Origin of the sequence: Ensifer sp. 2TAB8 (assembly GCF_052115125.1) — a bacterium.
In the GTDB taxonomy this organism is placed as follows: domain Bacteria; phylum Pseudomonadota; class Alphaproteobacteria; order Rhizobiales; family Rhizobiaceae; genus Ensifer.
This window is the reverse complement of sequence record NZ_JBFRGB010000042.1, coordinates 1-20,474: the sequence shown is the minus strand read 5'-3', so window position 1 is coordinate 20,474 and position 20,474 is coordinate 1. Positions and strand designations below refer to the sequence as shown.

The 20,474-nt window shown below is 62.2% G+C and carries 17 protein-coding genes, 1 tRNA gene and 1 pseudogene; 11 read left to right on the top strand and 8 right to left on the bottom strand.

From position 1 onward, the window contains the following. Positions 1 to 117 precede the first annotated feature (117 nt). Positions 118 to 193, bottom strand: a tRNA-Lys gene (locus AB4Z53_RS33745). A gap of 191 nt (positions 194 to 384) precedes the next feature. Here AB4Z53_RS33745 and AB4Z53_RS33740 point away from each other — a divergent pair. Continuing rightward, positions 385 to 1,131: a cytochrome c biogenesis CcdA family protein gene (locus AB4Z53_RS33740; protein ID WP_113537114.1), complete on the top strand. Its 747-nt coding sequence runs from the start codon at positions 385 to 387 to the stop codon at positions 1,129 to 1,131. A gap of 121 nt (positions 1,132 to 1,252) precedes the next feature. After that, positions 1,253 to 2,215 (top strand): AEC family transporter, encoded by a 963-nt coding sequence (locus tag AB4Z53_RS33735; RefSeq protein WP_441599730.1) that lies wholly within the window; start codon positions 1,253 to 1,255, stop codon positions 2,213 to 2,215. Here AB4Z53_RS33735 and AB4Z53_RS33730 read toward each other — a convergent pair. Next, positions 2,183 to 3,394, bottom strand: coding sequence for a UbiH/UbiF family hydroxylase (locus tag AB4Z53_RS33730; protein WP_441599729.1), 1,212 nt, complete (start codon positions 3,392 to 3,394; stop codon positions 2,183 to 2,185). The genes AB4Z53_RS33735 and AB4Z53_RS33730 overlap by 33 nt on opposite strands. 291 nt (positions 3,395 to 3,685) lie before the next feature. Between AB4Z53_RS33730 and pcsA the strand changes: the two genes are divergently transcribed. The 8 genes from pcsA to AB4Z53_RS33690 all read left to right on the top strand — a co-directional run bounded on the left by pcsA (position 3,686) and on the right by AB4Z53_RS33690 (position 12,577). Further along, positions 3,686 to 4,411 (top strand): phosphatidylcholine synthase, encoded by a 726-nt coding sequence (gene pcsA, locus AB4Z53_RS33725; protein ID WP_223727260.1) that lies wholly within the window; start codon positions 3,686 to 3,688, stop codon positions 4,409 to 4,411. 9 nt (positions 4,412 to 4,420) lie between these two features. After that, positions 4,421 to 5,398 (top strand): quinone oxidoreductase family protein, encoded by a 978-nt coding sequence (locus AB4Z53_RS33720; RefSeq protein ID WP_441599726.1) that lies wholly within the window; start codon positions 4,421 to 4,423, stop codon positions 5,396 to 5,398. 48 nt (positions 5,399 to 5,446) lie between these two features. Beyond that, positions 5,447 to 7,021 (top strand): ABC transporter ATP-binding protein, encoded by a 1,575-nt coding sequence (locus tag AB4Z53_RS33715; protein ID WP_113537119.1) that lies wholly within the window; start codon positions 5,447 to 5,449, stop codon positions 7,019 to 7,021. Further along, positions 7,011 to 8,105, top strand: coding sequence for an ABC transporter permease (locus AB4Z53_RS33710; protein ID WP_291155059.1), 1,095 nt, complete (start codon positions 7,011 to 7,013; stop codon positions 8,103 to 8,105). The genes AB4Z53_RS33715 and AB4Z53_RS33710 overlap by 11 nt, the downstream gene beginning before the upstream one ends. After that, positions 8,105 to 9,025 carry an ABC transporter permease gene (locus AB4Z53_RS33705; RefSeq protein WP_441599724.1) on the top strand — a complete coding sequence of 307 codons (921 nt, stop codon included), beginning with the start codon at positions 8,105 to 8,107 and terminating at the stop codon, positions 9,023 to 9,025. The genes AB4Z53_RS33710 and AB4Z53_RS33705 overlap by 1 nt, the downstream gene beginning before the upstream one ends. 48 nt (positions 9,026 to 9,073) lie before the next feature. Further along, positions 9,074 to 10,144 carry a BMP family ABC transporter substrate-binding protein gene (locus tag AB4Z53_RS33700; protein WP_113537122.1) on the top strand — a complete coding sequence of 357 codons (1,071 nt, stop codon included), beginning with the start codon at positions 9,074 to 9,076 and terminating at the stop codon, positions 10,142 to 10,144. Positions 10,145 to 10,374: 230 nt separating this feature from the next. Continuing rightward, positions 10,375 to 11,118 (top strand): FadR/GntR family transcriptional regulator, encoded by a 744-nt coding sequence (locus AB4Z53_RS33695; protein WP_113537123.1) that lies wholly within the window; start codon positions 10,375 to 10,377, stop codon positions 11,116 to 11,118. Positions 11,119 to 11,284: 166 nt separating this feature from the next. Next, the gene (locus AB4Z53_RS33690) at positions 11,285 to 12,577 is read left to right on the top strand and encodes a hemolysin family protein (protein ID WP_441599721.1); all 1,293 of its coding nucleotides are present in this window, start codon (positions 11,285 to 11,287) and stop codon (positions 12,575 to 12,577) included. 297 nt (positions 12,578 to 12,874) lie between these two features. On the opposite strand, the gene AB4Z53_RS33685 is transcribed toward AB4Z53_RS33690, so the two are convergent. From AB4Z53_RS33685 to AB4Z53_RS33665, 5 genes are read right to left on the bottom strand one after another with little or no spacing between them, the layout of a single operon-like run. Continuing rightward, positions 12,875 to 14,086, bottom strand: coding sequence for a molybdopterin molybdotransferase MoeA (locus tag AB4Z53_RS33685; protein WP_441599719.1), 1,212 nt, complete (start codon positions 14,084 to 14,086; stop codon positions 12,875 to 12,877). 4 nt (positions 14,087 to 14,090) lie between these two features. Continuing rightward, the gene (gene moaC / locus AB4Z53_RS33680) at positions 14,091 to 14,579 is read right to left on the bottom strand and encodes a cyclic pyranopterin monophosphate synthase MoaC (RefSeq protein WP_441599718.1); all 489 of its coding nucleotides are present in this window, start codon (positions 14,577 to 14,579) and stop codon (positions 14,091 to 14,093) included. Then, the gene (gene trpC, locus AB4Z53_RS33675) at positions 14,579 to 15,394 is read right to left on the bottom strand and encodes an indole-3-glycerol phosphate synthase TrpC (RefSeq protein WP_441599716.1); all 816 of its coding nucleotides are present in this window, start codon (positions 15,392 to 15,394) and stop codon (positions 14,579 to 14,581) included. The genes moaC and trpC overlap by 1 nt, the downstream gene beginning before the upstream one ends. 16 nt (positions 15,395 to 15,410) lie before the next feature. Beyond that, complete coding sequence (gene trpD / locus AB4Z53_RS33670) at positions 15,411 to 16,424, bottom strand: anthranilate phosphoribosyltransferase (RefSeq protein WP_441599714.1); 1,014 nt, start codon at positions 16,422 to 16,424, stop codon at positions 15,411 to 15,413. An 18-nt stretch (positions 16,425 to 16,442) separates the two neighbouring features. Further along, entirely contained in the window at positions 16,443 to 18,335 is a 1,893-nt protein-coding gene (locus tag AB4Z53_RS33665) for a SurA N-terminal domain-containing protein (RefSeq protein WP_441599713.1), read from the bottom strand. A 349-nt stretch (positions 18,336 to 18,684) separates the two neighbouring features. Between AB4Z53_RS33665 and AB4Z53_RS33660 the strand changes: the two genes are divergently transcribed. Next, entirely contained in the window at positions 18,685 to 20,331 is a 1,647-nt protein-coding gene (locus tag AB4Z53_RS33660; RefSeq protein WP_113537130.1) for a Na/Pi cotransporter family protein, read from the top strand. A gap of 9 nt (positions 20,332 to 20,340) precedes the next feature. Here the strand turns inward: AB4Z53_RS33660 and AB4Z53_RS33655 are convergent. After that, positions 20,341 to 20,474 (bottom strand): annotated as a pseudogene (locus AB4Z53_RS33655) (IS5/IS1182 family transposase); the annotation flags it as partial.

Genomic DNA, 20,474 nt, shown 5'->3' with positions numbered 1-20,474 from the left:
GACCGAGATGCTGAGCCGTTTGCTCAATGCACGTTCGTGACGCGCTTCGTCGCGCGCGGAATGAAACCTACAAGAGACTGCAATCGTTCAGTTTTTTGCCAATTTGGTGGATATTCGTGGTGAGCGCGCAGGGATTCGAACCCTGGACCTACTGATTAAAAGTCAGTTGCTCTACCGGCTGAGCTACGCGCTCCCTGGCCGCGACCGTGAAGCCCGGCGGAAGTGGGCGGACATATGCACGGGTGTTTCCTGTCGGTCAACCGAAAAATTGCGGGTTTTGTGAAGAAACGGTGCATGGCGCAATGATCGCCAAAAGGTGATTGGTATCATCATGATCCTGCGGCTAAGGAATGGCCCAAATGCCGCGTGCCGGAGTTCTTGCCGTTGTCGATCGCCGATATTTCCATCTGGACCGCCGTTCTTGCCGGTGCCCTCTCGTTCCTTTCGCCCTGCGTTCTGCCTCTCGTTCCGCCCTATCTTTGTTACATGGCCGGCGTTTCGGTCGATCAGTTCCGCAGCGGTGATGCGGCGACGATTGGCAGCACCCGGCGTGCGGTCCTGCCGGCGGCGCTGTTGTTCACGCTCGGCTTCGCGACCGTCTTCGTAGCGCTCGGGGCAGGGGCCTCGTCGATCGGCATGCTGCTCCGGCAGCACATGGATCTGCTGTCGCGCATCGGCGGCGTGATCATCATCATCATGGGCCTGCATTTCCTCGGCGTATTCAAGATCGGGCTGCTTGCGCGAGAGGCGCGCTTTCAGGGGGGCGGCAAGCCGGCGACGCTCTCTGGCGCCTATATCATGGGGCTCGCCTTCGCCTTCGGCTGGACGCCCTGCATCGGCCCGGTTCTCGGCACGATCCTCGGCGTTGCCGCTGCACGCGACACCGTGACCGACGGCGCCATGTTGCTCGCCGTCTATTCGCTCGGGCTTGCCATTCCGTTCTGGATCGCGGCCGGCTTCTCTGGCGCCTTCATGCGCTTCCTGTTCCGCTTCCGCCGCCATCTTGGCCTGGTCGAGAAGCTGATGGGCGGTCTTCTGGTGCTGGCAGGCCTGGCGTTTCTCTTCGGTTTCATCAGTTCCGTTGCCATCTGGTTCCAGACGACCTTCCCGATCCTGATGAAAATCGGCTAGGGCATACCCTCGTATTTCGGAATCACTTTTCGCCGGACCCGGCGTAATCGCCAGGGCGGTTCCTGAGCTAGGCGTGCGAGCCGGGCGCCGGTGCAGGAAAGTGAAAGATGCGAGGGACAAGATGACGGAAATCGCAGGCCTGGTGCTGCCGTTCTTCGGCCTGATCTTTCTCGGTTATCTGACGGCGCGCTTCGTCCAGCATCCTGGCGAGGCGATGGGGTGGCTCAACACCTTCATCATCTATCTCGCGTTGCCGGCGCTGTTCTTCAAGCTGGTCTCACGCACACCGATCGAGCAGTTGGCGCGCGCCGACTTCATCCTGACGACCGTCGGTGCGACCTACATCGTCTTTTCGCTGATTTTCCTCATCGGCGTCTATGTCAGGCGCAATTCCATTGCCGAGGCGACGATCCAGGGTTTTGGCGCCGCTTACGGTAACATTGGCTACATGGGCCCTGGCCTGGCGCTTCTCGCCTTGGGCGATGCCGCCGCGGTGCCGGTGGCGCTGATCTTCAGCTTCGAGAATGCGGCCCATTTCGCCGTTGCGCCGGCGATGATGGCGATTTCCGGCGGCCGGCAGGAAAAGCCGCTGGTGCTTGCCGCGAGCGTCGCGCGTAAGATCATTCTGCACCCGTTCATCCTGGCGACGCTTGCCGGCGTCGTTGCGGCCTTCTTCGCGGTACAGCCGCTGGTGCCGGTTCAGCGGCTCATCGACTATCTCGCGCAGTGCGCGGCACCTTGCGCGCTGTTTGCCATGGGCGTGACGCTGGCGCTGCGTCCGATCAAGCGCATTCCTGTCGAGATCGGCTACATCGTTCCAGCCAAGCTGCTGCTGCATCCGCTCGTCATGTTCACGGCGATGAGCCTGACGGGGAATTATGATCCGGTCTGGGTGCAGACGGCGGTGCTGCTTGCAGCACTACCGACGGCAACGAACGTCTTCGTTATCGGCCATCAATACGGTGTGTGGCAGGAGCGCGCCTCGGCGACGATCCTGATCACAACGACGCTTTCCGTCGCCACCGTCACCGGCCTGCTTTACCTGATCCGTTCAGGCGCTCTTCCGCCCGATCTTTTCCCGTAAGCCTTCCTTGAGGGCGTGGAGCGCGCTGCCGGGATGAACGCCTTCGCGCATCAGGAGGCTGCGGAGCGGTCCAACGGCGGAAAGCACATGCAGCCCGAGCGCGCGTAGCGCCTGCACCGGCAGGAAGCCGGAAAGCAGCGAGCGATTGAGCAGATCCACGCTCGCCGTGCGGCTGATGATATCAAGTCGGCGACGGCTGTCGAACCGATCACCGATGTCGGCGGCTAGTGCCTCTCCGTTTGCCACGCCGATGATATCGACGAGCGTCATCACATCGCGGAGGCTGAGGTTGAGGCCCTGGGCCCCGATCGGCGGAAAGGCATGGGCCGCTTCGCCGAGAAGTACGGCGCGGCCCTTGCCGAAGCGCTGCGCGGTCATGCCCGAGAGCGGGAAGGATTGCGGCGTGCCTTCGACCGTCACCTTGCCGAGTATCGATTGCATCCGGTCCTCGACCGCGCGGGAGAGTGCAGGAAGGTCCAGCGTCAGCGTTTGTGCGGCATCGTCCGGCTTGCGCACCCATACGAGGCTGGAGCGGTTGCCGGGCAGGGGAACCTGTGTGAAGGGGCCGCTTTCGGTGTGGAATTCGGTCGAGATGTTCTGGTGCGGCAGTTCATGCGCGAAGTTCAGAACGACCGCCGTCTGCGGATAGGACCAGGTGCTGACGGGGATCTTCGCCGCCTCGCGCACAGGCGAGCGGCGACCATCGGCGCCGACAAGAAGATGCGCGCTGCATTGGCTCCCGTTGGCAAGCGCGATCGTGGCGACGGTGTCCGAAAGATCGAAGCCGATAGCAGACGTGGTGATGCGCGTCAGCGTCGCGCTCTCTTCGGCCCGCTGGCGCAGAATGTCGATGAAAGGCGCGTTGGGAATGTTGTAGCCGAAGGCGTCGAGCCCGACTTCAGCAGCACGGAAATTGACCGGCGGCGCGCGCAGCAGCCGGTTGGTTCCGTCCAGAATGCGCATGGTCGAAAGCGGTGCCGTCAGCGGTTCGACCTTTTCCCAAAGATTGAGCTTCTTGAGATACTCGATCGATTGGTCCATCAGTGCAGTGGTGCGTCCGTCGGCGACCGCCGGCTCCGGGCCGATCAAGGCGACACGGTAACCGGCGTCGGCAAGTGCGATCGCCGCGAGCGACCCCGCGAGACCCGCACCGATGATGGCGATGTCGTAGTGATCCATGATCCAACCAACCTTTCAAGCACGCTGGGAGGCGTCCTTATCAAGCCTCGATCATACCCTTAGTCGCGGGCGAGAGCGAAATAAATGGGTAGAATCAGCGCAGAAGCAATTTGCAAGTGTCCACAGGACAATAGGGTTGTGGGATGGCGCTAAGCTTGAATTTTAGTGGCGATGCGTTGCAAAGGGTGCATATTACGCGCAATGCGCCGCAGAGCGGTTGAGGCGGGCCCCAAGCTCGCCCGGGAAAAACAACCCGTACGGGGAAAAGTCAGGGGTAGGCGGCGTCCGCAGATGAAGTTCTTTAACTACAGACGAGTTCCCTACGCCGAGATCCGAGCCTTTTCCGTGCACATCTTGACCGCATCGGGGTCGTTTCTTGCCTTCCTCGGCGTCGTCGCAGCAGCAGAGCACCGCTTTGTCGATATGTTCTGGTGGCTGGGCCTGGCGCTGTTCGTGGACGGGATCGACGGGCCGATCGCACGCAAGGTGCGTGTCAAGGAAGTGCTGCCCAACTGGTCCGGCGATACGCTCGACAATGTCATCGACTATGTGACCTATGTGCTGTTGCCGGCCTTTGCGCTCTACCAGAGCGGCATGATCGGCGAGCCCTGGTCCTTCGTTGCAGCCGGTGCGATCGTGGTTTCCAGCGCGATCTACTATGCCGACATGGGCATGAAGACGGACGAATATTTCTTCTCGGGCTTTCCGGTCGTCTGGAACATGGTGGTCTTCACACTGTTCGTCATTCAGGCGAGCGAGGTGACGGCGTCGATCGTGGTCTTCGTTTCGGTGGCTCTTACCTTCCTGCCGATCAATTTTCTCCATCCGGTCCGCGTCCAGCGTTTGCGACCATTGAACCTCGGTGTCTTCCTTATCTGGTCGGCGCTGGGTGTCTACGCGCTGCTCTTGCACTTTGCGACGCCGGCCTGGGTCGTGACCGGTTTTGTCGTGACAGGCATCTATCTCTACGTGATTGGCTTCGTGCTGCAGATTTTTCCAAGTCTCGGCCGGAAATAGGAGCAGGCAATGGCACAGGCGATTGTGGTACGCGAACTCGGTGGACCGGAGGTCCTGAAACTCGAAGGCGTCACGCTCTCGCCGCCAGGCCCGGGGGAAGTGCAGATCCGCCAGGTCGCCGTTGGCCTGAACTTTATTGATGTCTATTTCCGCACCGGTCTCTACAAGTCCGCCTCGGGCTTGCCTTTCGTGCCGGGTAAGGAAGGTGCTGGTATCGTCACAGCCGTTGGCGATGGCGTCAGCCTCTTCTCCATCGGTGATCGCGTCGCCTATGCCTCGGCCGATGGCGCCTATGCCAGCGAACGCAATGCCGACGCCTCGCAGCTCGTGAAGGTGCCCGACGGCATCAGCCTCGAGACTGCGGCTGCGATGATGCTGAAAGGCATGACGGCGCAATATCTGCTCAACCAGACCTATCAGGTCGGCCCGGGCACGACGATCCTCTTCCATGCCGCCGCCGGCGGCGTCGGCCTGATCGCTGGCCAGTGGGCCAAGGCGCTTGGCGCCACCGTGATCGGCACCGCGGGATCTCAGGACAAGATCGATCTGGCGCTGGCACACGGCTACGACCACGTAATCAATTACCGCACCGACAATTTCGTCACGCGGGTTAAGGAACTGACCGATGGCCGCGGCGTTGACGTGGTTTACGATTCCGTCGGGCGCGACACCTATCCGGCGTCGCTGGACTGCCTCAAGCCGCGCGGCCTGTGGGTCAGCTTCGGCAATTCGTCCGGCCCGGTGGATGCCTTCAGCATCGGCATTCTGGCGCAGAAAGGCTCGCTGTTTGCGACCCGTCCGACACTCTTCGGTTACGTTGCCACGCGGCCTGCGCTGGAAGCGTGTGCAAATTCCCTGTTTGATATTGTGCAAAGCAACAAAGTGCGTATCAATATAAATCAGACTTATGCGCTCGCCGATGCAGGGCGGGCGCATACGGATCTCGAGACAAGAAAAACAAGTGGAACAACACTGCTGATTCCGTGATCGAAGCCTTAAGGCGGACGCGGATCAACAGAGGGGAAAGAGGGCAGCGTGCCTGTTGAGGGAGTAGCGGCGAACGGTCATCTATTGGCTGTGAGCAACCTGACGAAATTGTTTGGCAGCTTCGCGGCCTGCAATGGGATCAATCTGCAGATTGAACAGGGCGAGATCCACGCCCTTCTCGGCGAAAACGGCGCCGGAAAATCGACCCTGGTGAAGATGCTGTTCGGCGTATTGGCGCCGACGGATGGCGAGATCATCTGGCAGGGCCAGAGCGTACGAATCGCCAACCCAGCCGCTGCGCGCAAGCTCGGCATCGGCATGGTTTTCCAGCATTTTTCGCTGTTCGAAGCGCTGACCGTGGCCGAAAACATTGCGCTCTCGATGGATGCGAACATTTCGCTGGCGAAGGTAGCGGAAGAGGCCTCGAGGCTGTCGCATGCCTACGGCCTGCCGCTCGACCCCAAGGCGCATGTGGCGGATCTTTCCGTGGGTGAACGCCAGAGGATCGAGATCGTGCGCGCGCTGCTTCAGAACCCGCGCCTGATCATCCTCGACGAGCCGACTTCTGTTCTGACGCCGCAGGAAGCCGACCGCCTGTTCGAAACGCTCTACAAGCTGAAGGCCGAAGGCCGCTCGGTACTCTATATCAGCCACCGCCTCGAAGAGGTGCAGCGCATCTGCGACCGGGCGACGGTGCTGCGCCACGGCAAGGTGACCGGCGCCTGCGACCCGAAGGCGGAAACGCCGTCGTCGCTGGCGCGCATGATGGTCGGAAGCGACGTTGCCGCCGTGACGGCGGAAGGCACCAGCGCCAAGGGACAGGTACAGCTGGAGGCACGTCATCTGACGGTTCCCGCACGCACGCCGTTTGCCGTATCGCTGAAGAACATCTGCCTGAAAGTTCATGCCGGCGAAGTGCTGGCGATCGCCGGTGTCGCCGGCAATGGCCAGGGCGAGCTTTTCGACGCGCTGTCGGGCGAGTATCCGGTTGCTGACGACAATGCCGTGCAGATCCGCCAAAGGCCGGTCGGCAACAGGAACATCAATGCCCGCCGGTTGATGGGCGCCGGGTTCGTTCCCGAAGAGCGCCACGGCCATGCCGCCGTATCGGCGCTTCCGCTTTCGGACAATCTCGTGCTTGCCCGCAGCCGCTCGGACGCCAAGGCATTCCTCGGCGGTGGCTTCCTCAAGGTCATCCGCCGTGATGCGGTGACGAGCGCCACGAAGCGCATCTCCGAGGCGATGGATGTGCGCAAGAGCGGCGAGGACCCGCCGGCCGGCTCGCTTTCGGGCGGCAACCTGCAGAAGTTCATCGTCGGGCGTGAACTCGACCGTCAGCCGAGCGTACTGGTCGTCAACCAGCCGACCTGGGGAGTCGATGCCGGTGCCGCCAGTCGCATCCGCCAGGCGCTTGTCGATCTCGCCAAGGCAGGTTCTGCCGTTCTGGTCATCAGTCAGGATCTCGACGAGATCTTCGAGGTGGCGACGGAGATCGCCGTCATCAGCGACGGAAAGCTCTCCGATCCCTATCCGGCGAAAGAGCTTTCGCGCGAAAAGATTGGCCTGCTGATGGGCGGCATGTACGGCAAGACGGAAGGCACGGAGGCCGCACATGCGCATTGAACTGGAAAAGCGCGCCAAGGTCTCGACGCTGTTTTCGATCCTGTCGCCTTTCATCGCCTTCCTGCTGACGATCGTCTTCGGCGGCATCATGTTTGCGCTGCTCGGCAAGAACCCGGTGATGGCCCTCTACAGCTTCTTCGTCGAACCCTTGAGCGAAGTCTGGTCGCTGCACGAATTGGCGATCAAGGCAGCACCCCTGATCCTGATTGCGGTCGGGCTTTCGGTCTGCTTCCGCTCCAACAACTGGAACATCGGCGCCGAAGGCCAGTTCATCATGGGCGCCATCGCCGGCTCGATCCTGCCGGTGGTCTTCTATGACTGGCAGTCGCCGCTGGTGTTGCCGCTGATGATGCTGATGGGCATGCTCGGCGGCGCGCTGTTCGCCGCCATCCCCGCCTTCCTCAAGGCGCATATGAACACCAACGAGATCCTGACGAGCCTGATGCTGGTCTATGTCGCCCAGCTTTTCCTCGACTGGCTGGTGCGTGGACCCTGGCGCAACCCGGGCGGCATGAATTTTCCGGAGACGCGCACCTTCGCCGTCGATGCAATCCTGCCGGAGATGCTAGCCTCCGGGCGCACCCATTGGGGCTTCGCCTTTGCCATCATCGCCGCGGTCCTCGTCTGGTTCATGATGCGCTATACGCTGAAGGGTTTCGAGATTTCCGTGCTTGGCCAATCGGAGCGGGCAGGGCGCTTTGCCGGTTTCTCTTCGCGCAAGATGATCTGGTTTTCGATGCTGCTCTCTGGTGCCTTTGCCGGCCTTGCCGGCATTTCCGAGGTCAGCGGCGCGATCCAGCAGCTGCGCCCGGTCATCTCGCCCGGCTACGGCTTCACCGCCATCATCGTTGCGTTCCTTGGCCGCCTCAATCCGCTCGGCATCGTCGCCGCCGGCCTGGTGCTCGCCTTGACCTATCTCGGCGGTGAGGCAGCGCAGTTGTCCATCGGCGTTTCCGAGAAGGTGACGCGCGTCTTCCAGGGCCTGCTTCTCTTCTTCGTGCTCTCCTGCGACACGCTCATCCATTATCGCATCAAACTGATCTTCGACCGGTTGACCGCGACAACGACGGAAGGTAGCCGCTGATGGGTATCGTCGAAGCGATCCTTTTGAGTGTCATCACCGCCGCGACCCCGCTGGTACTGGCCGCAATCGGCGAACTGGTGACGGAACGATCCGGCGTGCTGAACCTCGGCGTCGAAGGCATGATGATCATGGGAGCGGTTTCCGCCTTCGCGATCACCCAGATCACCGGCTCGCCCTATCTCGGTATGCTCGCAGGCGTCGCCTGCGGCGCGATCTTCTCGCAACTCTTTGCCTTCCTGACCCTGACGCTGGTGGCGAACCAGGTGGCGACGGGTCTTGCGTTGACGCTGCTCGGGATTGGTGTCTCCGGCATGATGGGCGAGAGTTTCCTCGGCATGCAGGGCATCAAGCTGCAGCCGATCGCGATACCGATTCTCGCGGATATCCCCTATCTCGGGCCGCTGCTCTTCCGGCAGGACATCATTTTCTACCTGTCGATCGCGATCGTTGCCGGTGTCCACTGGTTCCTGTTCAAGAGCCGCGCCGGCCTGAAGTTGCGCGCCGTCGGTGACAGCCACGCTTCCGCGCACGCGCTCGGCGTCAGCGTCATCCGCACCCGGTATTTCGCCGTCATGTTCGGCGGCGCCTGTGCCGGCCTTGCCGGGGCGCAGCTGTCGCTGGTCTACACACCGCAATGGGTGGAGAATATGTCGGCCGGCCGCGGCTGGATCGCGCTGGCGCTGGTGGTCTTCTCCTCCTGGCGGCCCTGGCGGTTGGTGGCGGGCGGTTACCTCTTCGGTGCCGTTTCGATCAGCCAGCTGCACGCCCAGGCGTTCGGCCTTGGCATCCCCTCGCAGCTGCTTTCGTCGCTTCCCTATGTCGCGACGATCCTCGTCCTCATTCTCATTTCGCATAATCGGCGCATGACCTTGATCAATACGCCGGCATCGCTCGGCAAACCGTTCGTGCCGGACCGGTGACTTCAAGCATTTCAGACAAATGTTTCTCAAACCGACAGGGGTGAAAAAATGAAGAAACTACTACTCGCTCTCACAAGTACGGCGGCCGTAATCGGCTTTGCATCGACTGCGGGTGCCCAGGAGAAGGCCAAGATCTGCTTCGTCTACGTTGGTGCCAAGACCGACGGTGGCTGGACCCAGGCCCACGACATCGGCCGCCAGGAGCTGGAAAAGGCGCTCGGCGACAAGATCGAGACGCAGTACCTCGAAAGCGTGCCGGAAGGCCCGGATGCCGAGCGCGCCATCGAGCGCCTCGCACGCTCGGGCTGCGGCCTGATCTTCACGACGTCCTTTGGCTTCATGGACGCGACGATCAAGATCGCGCAGAAGTTCCCGGACGTGAAGTTCGAACACGCCACCGGCTACAAGACCGCGCCAAACGTCGCGACCTACAACAGCCGCTTCTATGAAGGCCGCTACATCCAGGGCGTGATCGCTGCCAAGATGTCGCAGAAGGGCGTCGCCGGCTACATCGCCTCCTTCCCGATCCCGGAAGTGGTGATGGGCATCAACTCTTTCATCATCGGCGCGCGCTCGGTGAACCCGGACTTCAAGATCAAGGTCGTGTGGGCGAACACCTGGTTCGACCCGGGCAAGGAAGCTGATGCTGCCAAGGCATTGGTCGACCAGGGCGTCGATATCCTGACGCAGCACACCGACACCACGGCTCCGATGCAGGTTGCCGCCGAGCGTGGTATCAAGGCCTTCGGCCAGGCGTCTGACATGATCAAGGCCGGCCCGGAAACGCAGCTGACGGCGATCGTCGATACCTGGGGCGCTTACTACATCAAGCGCACGCAGGCTTTCCTCGATGGCAAGTGGGAAACGACTTCCAGCTGGGACGGCCTGAAGGACGGCATCCTGACGATGGCGCCGTACACCAACATGCCTGACGACGTGAAGAAGCTTGCCGAGGACGCCGAAGCCAAGATCAAGTCGGGCGAATTGAAGCCCTTCACCGGCCCGCTGAAGAAGCAGGACGGCAGCGAATGGCTCGCAGCCGGTGCAACGTCTGACGACGGCACCCTGCTTGGCATGAACTTCTACGTCGAAGGTGTCGACGATCAGCTGCCGAAGTAAGTCATCGCGCAGAAATGAAGTTAAGCAAACCCCGCCGTCGTGGCGGGGTTTGTCTTTTTCAGGATAGAGGCGGATGCCGATTCTGCTTATCTTTCCGGGGGCTTTTCGGAATCGGTTGATCAAACTACACTCGTTTGCGCAAGTTTGAGGCAAGCGGTCGGCGGTGCTCCGAGGCATCGATATCCGCGCGTCGGCAGGAATCAGGCAGGGGAGTGCCTGGAGGAGATGGATTGAACAGGAGTTTGCTGGAAACAGTTGTGTCCGGCTCGCGCAAACGCACGAGCCATGCGCATGTCGTCGATCAGCTTGGAAAGGCGATCATATCCGGCGAGTTCCCCGTGGGCTCGATCCTTCCGGGCGATCCCGAACTTGCGGCACGCTTCAAGGTGTCGCGCACGGTGCTTCGCGAGGCGATGAAGACGCTGGCGGCCAAAGGGCTGGTCGTGCCGCGCGCACGCATTGGCACGCGCGTAACGCCGCGTAACGACTGGAACCTGTTCGACAGCGATATCCTGACCTGGCACTTTGAGTGCGGGGTCGATGAAGATTTCCTCTATCACCTCAGCGAAGTGCGCCTCGCCTTCGAGCCGCATGCGGCGGCGCTGGCCGCCAGAAATGCCTCGGAGGCCGAAATCAGCCGCATGATGCGCCTTGCCGTCGCGATGGGCGAGGAGGGCCATACCGCCGAGAGCCTTGCCGTCGCCGATCTGAAGTTTCACCTCGCGGTTGCCGAGGCCTCCGGCAATCCGTTCATGCGCACGGTCGGCGGGTTGATCGAAGCGGCGCTCGTTGGCGTGTTCAAGCTGAGTTCACCCGTTGCCGAAAGAGGCGGCATCGACGAAGTCGCCCGCAACCATATCCGCATCGTCGAAGAGATCGGCCGCCGCGACGAAGTCGGCGCGCGGCTCGCGATGGAAAATGTCATCAAGATCGGTCGCGAGCGGGTTCGCAGCGCCCTGCAAAACAGCAACTGATCTTTCAGAGCGGCCGGGATTGTTCGAAATTCCGCCATTGGCGATCGTCAATGTTCGGCGATCGCAGAGATTTCAACGCTTGTGCTTGCTCAGATCGCCCGCTGGCCTTATCTGGTGATTGGTCGTTCCCAGCGGAGCGGCTTTCGTCAACGGTGATCTGGAGACCATGTCCGAGTTTTTTGTCATTTTCGTCCTGCTTTTGATCAATGCATTTTTTGCTCTCTCGGAAATGGCAATCGTCTCGGCAAGCAAGCCCATGCTTCGCCAGATGGCAAAACAGGGAAATCACCGCGCCGAGGTTGCACTGAGGCTGGCGGAAGATCCGGGCAAGTTTCTTTCAACTGTCCAGGTCGGCATTACGCTGGTCGGCACGCTCGCCGGCGCCTATGGTGGCGCCACCATCGCCGCCAAGATCGCGCCCATTCTCGATGAAATCGCCTGGATCCATCCCTACGGCAACACGGTTGCCGTCGCGCTCGTCGTCACCTTGATTACTTTCCTGTCGGTGGTCATCGGCGAACTGATCCCGAAGCAACTGGCGTTGAAGAATTCCGAAGCGCTGGCGATGTTCGTTTCCYGGCCGATGCTGTTCCTGTCGCGCGTCGCTGCTCCGGTCGTCTACCTCTTCGAAACGGCCGCATCGGTCGCCATGCGCCTTCTCGGCATGCGCCCGGACGATCCCGATCATGTCACGGAAGAGGAAGTTCAGGCGATCATGGCCGAGGGTGTCGAGAGCGGCGCCATCGAAAAGTCGGAACATGAGATGCTCCGGCGAATCATCCGCCTCGGCGACCGCAACGTGAAGTCGATCATGACGCATCGCACCGAGGTGAGCTTCATCGACGTCAACGACAGCCTCGAGGCCGTTGGCCGCAAGATCGATCAGTTCGGCCACTCGCGCTATCCGGTGGTCGATGGACCGAGCGGCGATGTGCTCGGTGCCGTTCTGGCAAAGGAAGTCCTGAACGCTCCGGCCTCCGGACCGTTCGACGTGCGTAAATACATCCGCGAGATCCATACTTTGCCGGAAACCGCGTCCTGCCTGAAGGCGCTCGACGCCTTCAAGTCGTCGAGCATCAACATGGCGATGATCGTCGACGAATATGGAAGCACCGAAGGCATCATCACCATTGCCGATATCCTCGAAGCTATCGTCGGCGTGCTGCCGTCGAACTACGACGACATCGAGCACGCGCTGATCCGCGTGCGCGAGGATGGCAGCTATCTCGTCGACGGCCGTACGCCGATCGACGAAATTCACCTGACGATCGGTATCGAGGGGATCGATGCCGACGGCAACTTCGAGACGATCGCCGGCTTCCTGGTTCAGCAACTGCGCAAGACTCCGGAGGAAGGCGACATCGCCATCGCTCACGGCTACCGCTTCGAGGTGGTCGACATGGACGCGCGCCGGATCGACAAGATCCTGGTCAGCCGCAGCGATGAAGCGTCCAGCTGATCGGATCCATGAACTTGTCGAGAGAGGGCCGGGGACGCGTTTGCTCCGGCTCAGGGCGCTGGTATCGTCTCGTGTGCCCGGGCCAATCCCACAAATGCAAAAGGCCGGGCTGACCCGACCTTTCTCCAGATCACCGCGGGTCCGCTAGTACATCCGTAGTCGGACGTCCTCAGCGGCGATCAAGTAGCTCCCTTGTACAGGGCTATCATGTCGGCGCCATGACATCAGCCTCAGCTGTGGCGTGGAAAGGAACCCGCGCAGGTCAGCAACGCTTCACGGGCCAATTCGCAGATCACGTCAGCGAAGCCTGAGAATGTCGCAGTATGCGCCGATAGGCGCTTCTGCAACGTGCGGCCGGCGCACGATCAGGCAGTCGGACTGCGCAAAGACCTTCATCATCGACGAATCCTGCCGTGAGAAGGGATGTGCGACGAGGTTCCCGTCTTCGTCTCTGGAGAGACGTGCGCGAACGTAGTCCTGCCTGACGTCGTTGGCCTGCAGCGGGCTAGCAAGCCGGGCGGTCGCAATGCGTTCGCGGGACGGCAAGCGTGCGAGTTTGCGTGTCAGCGGTTCCAGGAACAGCAGTGCGCAAACGAGGCTCGAGACCGGATTGCCGGGCAGGCCGAGCACGGTCGTTTCTCCGAGCTTACCCACCATCAGCGGCTTACCCGGTCGCATGGCGATGCGCCAGAAGTCGAGCGTCATGCCGCAGGAAAGCAGCGTTGCCTGGACCAGGTCATGGTCGCCGACCGATGCGCCGCCGAGCGTGACGAGCACGTCGACATCGGCAGCCTGAGCCCGCGCGACCTGAGCGGCAATCGCCTGCTGGTCGTCGGCGACGATGCCGAGATCGATGACCTCTGCGCCGTTGTCGCGGGCGATTGCCCCGACGCCGAAGCTGTTCGAGGCGATGATCTGGTCCGGCCCCGGTTTGCTCCCGGGAGGCAGCAGTTCGTCGCCGGTCGCAAGGATTGCGATCCTCGGCCGCTTGAAGACGGGAAGGTTCGCACGGTTCATGCCGGCAGCCAGCGTCAGTCGCCCGGCGTCGAGCACGTCACCAGCCGAGAGCGCCTTTTCGTCCCGCGCAAAGTCCTGTCCGGCCAACCGGATATGGCGGCCCTTGCCGGGCACGAACTTGGTGCGGATCCGGTCTTCCGGTAGGCGCTCGGTATCTTCCTGGATGATCACCGTATCGGCGCCGGCGGGCAGGGGCGCTCCGGTAAAGATGCGGACGGCCTGTCCCGGCCCAACCACACCCTTGAAGCCATGGCCGGCGGCCGATTGGCCGATGACGGCAAGTTCCGCACCAATGGTCTCGATATCCTGATGGCGAACTGCGTAGCCGTCCATCGCCGAATTGTCGAACGCAGGATGGGTGACGAGCGCCGCGATATCTTCGGCAAGGACCCGCCCGACAGAATCGTGAAGGCCGAGATGTTCGGTCAGTGGTCTCGGAGCGGCGCTGCCAAGGATTCGGTCGAGCGCATCTTCGACGGATAGCAGCGACATGGCCTCAGTTCCCTTCGCGGCGAAAGTCGCCGGACCGACCGCCGGACTTGCTGACCACCTGGATTCCGCCGATCTCCATCTCGCGATCAGCAGCCTTCGCCATGTCGTAGATGGTAAGGCACGCGACACTCACGGCCGTCAGCGCTTCCATCTCGACGCCGGTGCGGCCGGTGAGCTTGGCAAGCGCTTCGACCCGGAGGCCGGGAAGCGTTGGGTCGGGCGTGATGTCGACCGTCACCTTGGTCAGCATCAGCGGGTGGCAGAGCGGGATGAGATTGGCGGTCTGTTTGGCGGCCATGATGCCGGCGAGCCGCGCCGTACCGATGACATCGCCCTTCTTGGCGTCGCCTTCGAGAATGAGCGTCAGCGTCTCCGCCTTCATGCGCACATGGCCTTCGGCGACCGCCACACGCACGGTCTCGGCCTTGTCGCCGACATCCACCATGTTCGCTTCGCCGCTGCCACCAAGATGCGTGAGCGTCGGCTTACCCATTACTCGGCCGCCAGCGTGGTTGCTGCGCCGGTCAGCAGGGTGCGTGTTGCCGCTTCCACATCGCTTTTTCGCATCAGGCTTTCGCCGACGAGGAAGGTGGTGATGCCGCTCCTTTCCAGGCGCTGGCAATCCTCATGGGTGAAAATGCCGCTTTCGCCGACCAGTAGCCGATCGGATGGAACCATGCCTGCAAGCTGCTCCGAGACGGCGAGATCGACCTCAAAGGTGCGCAAATTGCGGTTGTTGATGCCGACAAGGGGGGAGGTGAGCTTGAGTGCCCGTTCCATTTCCTCGGCGTCGTGCACCTCGATCAGCACATCCATGCCAAGCTCGAAGGCCGCCTCTTCAAGGCGACGGGCGTCGTCGTCGCTGAGCGACGCCATGATCAGCAGAATGCAGTCCGCACCCCAAGCACGTGCTTCGAACACCTGGTAGCTGTCGAACATGAAGTCCTTGCGCAGGGCCGGCAGGCCGCAGGCCGCACGCGCGGCCTCCAGGAAGGCCGGCGCACCCTGAAAGCTCGGCGCATCCGTCAGCACGGAGAGACAGGCGGCCCCACCCGCCTCATATGCCTTGGCGAGTGCCGGCGGATCGAAGTCCGGACGAATGAGCCCTTTGGACGGGCTTGCCTTCTTGATTTCGGCGATCAGTCCGAATGTGCCGGCCGCCTTGCGCGCGGCGAGCGCCGCGTAAAAGCCGCGCGGCGCAGACTGCTCGGCGATGCGCGCCTTGAGTTCGGAAAGCGGTGTCTGCGCTTTCGCGGCCGCGATCTCGTCGCGCTTATAGGCTTCGATCTTACGCAGGATATCCGTCATCGTTGCCGATCCTTCCTCAGGCTGCGTTCGAAACGCTGATCAGGCGCTGCAGCGCCATCTTGGCGCCGCCGCTCGAAAGCGACTGGTGGGCGAGGGCCATGCCATCGCTAAGGTCTTTTGCCCGTCCGGCTATCATCAGCGATGCCGCAGCATTGGCAAGGGAAATGTCCTTGTACGGGTTCTCGGCACCATCGAGGACGGCCTGGAGCGCAACGGCATTGTGGGCGCCGTCGCCGCCCTTCAGTGCGTCGAGCGTCACTGTCTGAAGGCCAAAATCGGCGGGCGTCAGCGTGAAGGTTGAGATCTTGCCGTCCGCAAGAGCAGCCACCTGCGTCGTGCCGGTCGTGGTGATTTCGTCGAGGCCTTCGCCGTGAACGACCCAGACATTTTCGGAGCCGAGATCGCGCAGCACCTCGGCGAGCGGCTGCACCCATTGCGGAGCGTAGACACCGACGAGCTGGCGCTTGACACCGGCCGGGTTGGAAAGCGGGCCGAGCAGGTTGAAGATCGTGCGCGTGCCGAGTTCCACCCGGGTCGGGCCGACATGGCGCATCGCCGAATGATGCTGCTGCGCAAACATGAAGCCGACGCCTGCCTCGCGGATGCATTGCGAGATGGCTTCCGGACCGATGTCGAGCTTGACACCGAGGCAGGAGAGCGCGTCGGCGGTCCCCGACTTCGAGCTCAGCGCGCGGTTGCCGTGCTTGGCGACCGGGACGCCCGCACCGGCGACGATGAGCGATGCAAGCGTCGAGATGTTGTAGGTGCCGGCGCCGTCGCCGCCGGTTCCCACGATATCGACCGCATCGGCCGGTGCGTCGACGGGCAGCATGCGGGCGCGCATGGCTCCGACTGCACCGACGATCTCATCGACCGTTTCGCCGCGCACCCGCAGCGCCATCAGGAAGCCACCGATCTGTGATGGCGTCGCGGCGCCCGACATGATGATTTCGAAGGCGGCACGTGCGTCTTCGCGGTTCAGCGCCTCACGGGCGGCGACCTTGGCAACGAATGGCTTGAGATCGCTCATCGGTTGTTTCCTCTGGGCCTATCGTTGCGCGACGGCGGTTTCGCCAAGCGTCTGGTTGATCGAGACGCCGTAGGCGGCCTGCAACGTGGCGACCATCTGATCCAGGATGTCTTCGCCGCTAACGCGGGCCATGGCCTCGATCTGACGGCTGTCGTCCTGCAGCGCGTCCGTCGGGCCGCCGTCTTCGGCTGCCGTTACCTGCAGGAGCACCTGTCCCTCGCCACCGATGCCGGCAGCGTTGGTGACGAAACCGTTCGGGCCAGAGAAGGCCGCAGCGACGGCAGCCGGGCTGAGGGCCGCGTCCGAGGTGGAGCGCGTCAGGCCGGACTTCGTTTCAACGGCGAGGCCGAGTTCGTTGGCGATGTCGGCGAGCTTTGCACCCTGCTCGACACGCTGCTTGAGCTCGCCGGCCCTCTTGGCAAGGGCGGCGCGCTGCTGTTCGGCCATCCAGTCGGCGCCGATTTCGTCACGAGCCTCGTCCAGAGTGCGGTCGCGCGCAGGGATGACTTCGTCGAGGTCGAACCAGACATAACCGTCGCGGCCGACATTGACCGGGAGTGTTTCTGCGCCGACATCGGCCTTGAAGGCTTCCTGCAGAAGGGCTGTCTGCTCCGGCAGGCCGGCGACGTCGTCGCCGTTCTTGTCCTTGCCGGTTGCGTCGATCGCGTCGATGGTCACAAGTTTCAGCTTGAGCTGGTCAGCGACTTCCTTGATCGGAGCACCCGACGCGCGTTCGTCCTCGATCTTGTCGTGGAGGCGCATGACTTCTTCGCTTGCCACGGAAAGGGCAAGGTCCTTGCGCAGTTCTTCCTTCACCTCATCGAAGCTGCGGACCGCTTCCGGGTGGATATTCGTCACACGGACGATAACTGGGCCGAAGGCGCCGTCGACGACCGGAGATACGCCGCCGTCGGCGGCAATTGCGAAGGCCGCTTCGCCGATCTTGGCGTCAGGCACGCGATCTTTGGTGAACTCGCCGAGAAGGACGTCCGCCGACGTCTTGCCTTCGGCCTTCACCAGCTCGTCGAAGCTCGTGCCGGAAGAAAGTTTGACCGATGCGGCGTCAGCCGCTGCACGCGACGGGAAGGTGAGCTGCTCGATGGTCCGCGTCGCAGGGGTGCGGAAGCTCTCCTTGCGCCGGTCATATTCGGTGCGGACCTGATCATCGGTGACGGCGGCAGTGTCCGCGACGTCGACCGGCTCGAGCTTCACGAAGCTGATCTTGCGATATTCCGGGGCGCGGTAATTCGCCTTGCGGGTATCGTACCAGGGCGTCAGTACGTCGTCGCCCGGTGCCTTCACGGCGTCGATATTGGCGTTCGACAGCAGCAGATAGTCGACGGTGCGCTTTTCGTGGCGGTAGGCGCCGATCGCGTCGGTCAGGACCTTGGGTGCGGCATAGCCGTCCGAGAGCGCGTCGACGATCTGGGAGCGGATCGCCGTCTGGCTCTGGCTGTTGATGTAGTCCTGTTCGCGCAGGCCGGCATTGCGCAGAACGCTCGAGAACGTCAGGCGGTCGAACTGGCCGTTGACGCTGTGAAACGCCGGATCGTCGGCGATCAGCTTGGCCAGCCGATCCTGCGAAAGGCCGAGGTTCATGTCGTTGGCAAGCTGGTCGAGAGCAGCGCCGGCGACGACCTGCGAGTAGACCCGCTGTTCGATGCCGAAGGCGCGGGCCTGCTGTGGCGTCAACCGGGTGCCGAGCTGGCGGGAGGCCTGAGCCAGCATGGTTTCGTAGGCGAGCCGGAACTCCGGTGCCTTGACCTTGACGTCGCCGACGACCACCACCGCATCCGACTGGTTCGTCATCGTCAGCGATGAGCCGCCCCACACCATGAACGACAGAACGAGAACGATTAGCAGGCCTTTGACGACCCAGGTCTGGGCAGCGCTTCTCAGGAATTCGAGCATGGGGGCAGAAACCTCTTTGCAATGCGGTGGCCAACGGCCAAACGAGATCGTTCCTTAAAACAAACGAAACAGGAAATGAAGGGTTGTTTGCCGCAAATTGCGCGCATGCGTGTGATGGTTCGTCCGTCCCGATTGCCCGGTTTTCAATGCCTGCCACCGGGCCGTCGTGGCAAAAGTGAGAGGTTGCCAAGGCCCGCTCGGCGCATCGGGCGCACTCGGTACAATCCGTGTCGGATTCATTAGCCGGCAATCGAAATTTATCTGTCAGATTGAGTCGAATACGCGTTGGATCTGTGGTTCTGTTGCAGGAGTTAGGGGCGATTCTGAAGACCCCGCGGGAAGGCATGCCATGCAGTCGACAATCGTGATGGTCAATCTTTTCGGCGCAGTAGCGCTGCTCCTTTTCGGGCTGTCGCTCGTCAAGGATGGCGTGACGCGTGCTTTCGGCGCACGTTTGCGCGCCGCTCTCGCCCAAGGAACCAACGGGGCCGTCCGCTCTTTTGCGACCGGGCTTGTCGCGACGCTGGCCTTGCAAAGTTCGACGGCCACGGCACTGATGACCGCGTCGTTCGTGGAAAAAGGGCTCGTGCGTTCTCGCATGGCGCAGATCGTGCTCCTCGGCGCCAATGTCGGCACCGCCATGACCGCCTGGATCGTCGCAACCGGTATCGAGTGGCTGTCACCGCTGGTAATCCTCGTCGGCGTGGTGCTGCATCGCGCCAGTCGTTCGAATGCCCGTCAGGGTCTCGGGGCGGCGTTCGTCGGGATCGGCCTCATGCTGCTGTCGCTGCATCTGCTGGGCTCTGCGACCGAGCCGATGCGCGATTCTCCAGCACTTGCCGCCTTCCTTGGCATGCTCGACAGTGCGTGGCCTGTCGCGCTCATCATATCCGCCGGGCTTGCCTTCGCCTCTTCCTCCAGCCTGGCGGTCGTCATGCTGGTCCTGTCGCTCTCGTCTGCAGGCATCCTGACCGTGGGGCTGACCGTGGCGCTCGTGCTGGGGGCGAACCTTGGTGGGGCGATCCCGCCGGTCATGGCGACCTTGGCTTCCGCTCCATCGGCGCGCCGCGTCACGCTCGGCAATCTCGTCATTCGCGCGATTGGCTGCTTGATCGCACTGCCATTGACCAGCATGAGTGTGGAGTTCCTGCAAAGCCTGCCGCTGCCGCAGCAAAACCTGCCCGTGGATATCCACCTTGCCTTCAATCTCGCCGTCGCGATCCTCGCATGGCCCTTTGCCGGGCCGTTGTCGCAACTGATGGTCCGGTTCATTCCCGATACGGAGACCGAAGAGAGCGGACCGCGCTACCTCGATGAAAATGCCCTGCATACGCCGGTCATGGCGCTGTCGGGGGCGACACGCGAAGTTCTGCGCGTCGGCGATCTGGTCGAGATGATGCTGATGCGCGCCGCGAGCGCCTTCGAAAACAACGATCTCTCGGATATTCGCGACATCGGCAAGTTCGAAAAGCAGGTCGACCAGCTGCAGCAGGAAGTGAAGATCTTCTTGTCGCGTTTGGGGCGCGATGGCTTGAGCCAGGAGGACGGCCGGCGCTCGATCGTCATCATCGACTATGCCATCAACCTCGAGCATATGGGCGACATCATCGAGAAGGGGCTCTGCGAGGAGATTGCCAAAAAGGTCAACAACGGACTGAAGTTCTCGGAGGAGGGCTATCAGGAGCTGAAAAGTCTCTTCAACCTGACGATCGACAATCTTCGCGTTGCGCAGTCCATCTTCGTCAGCCGCAATGCCGATCTTGCCAGGCAGCTCATCGAAGTGAAGGTGAGCGTTCGCCACATGGAGAAGCGTTCGGCCGAGAGGCACATCGAGCGGCTGCGCGACGGGCTGGTTCAGAGCCTGCAGACCAGTTCGCTTCACCTCGACATGTTGCGGGACCTCAAGCGCGTCAACGCCCATGTCGCGTCCGTCGCCTATCCGATCCTGGAGGAGAGCGGGCTTTTGACCGAAAGCCGTCTGCGGCCCGAGGCCTAGGGTCCGGACTCAATTGCACCAGTATGTGAGCGTGGCAGCGATTAGAGCTGCTGCGAGGAAATTTCTTGCCAGTTTGTCATACCGGGTGGCAATGCGCCGCCAATCCTTGAGCCTGCACCAGAGGCGCTCGACGAGGTTTCGGG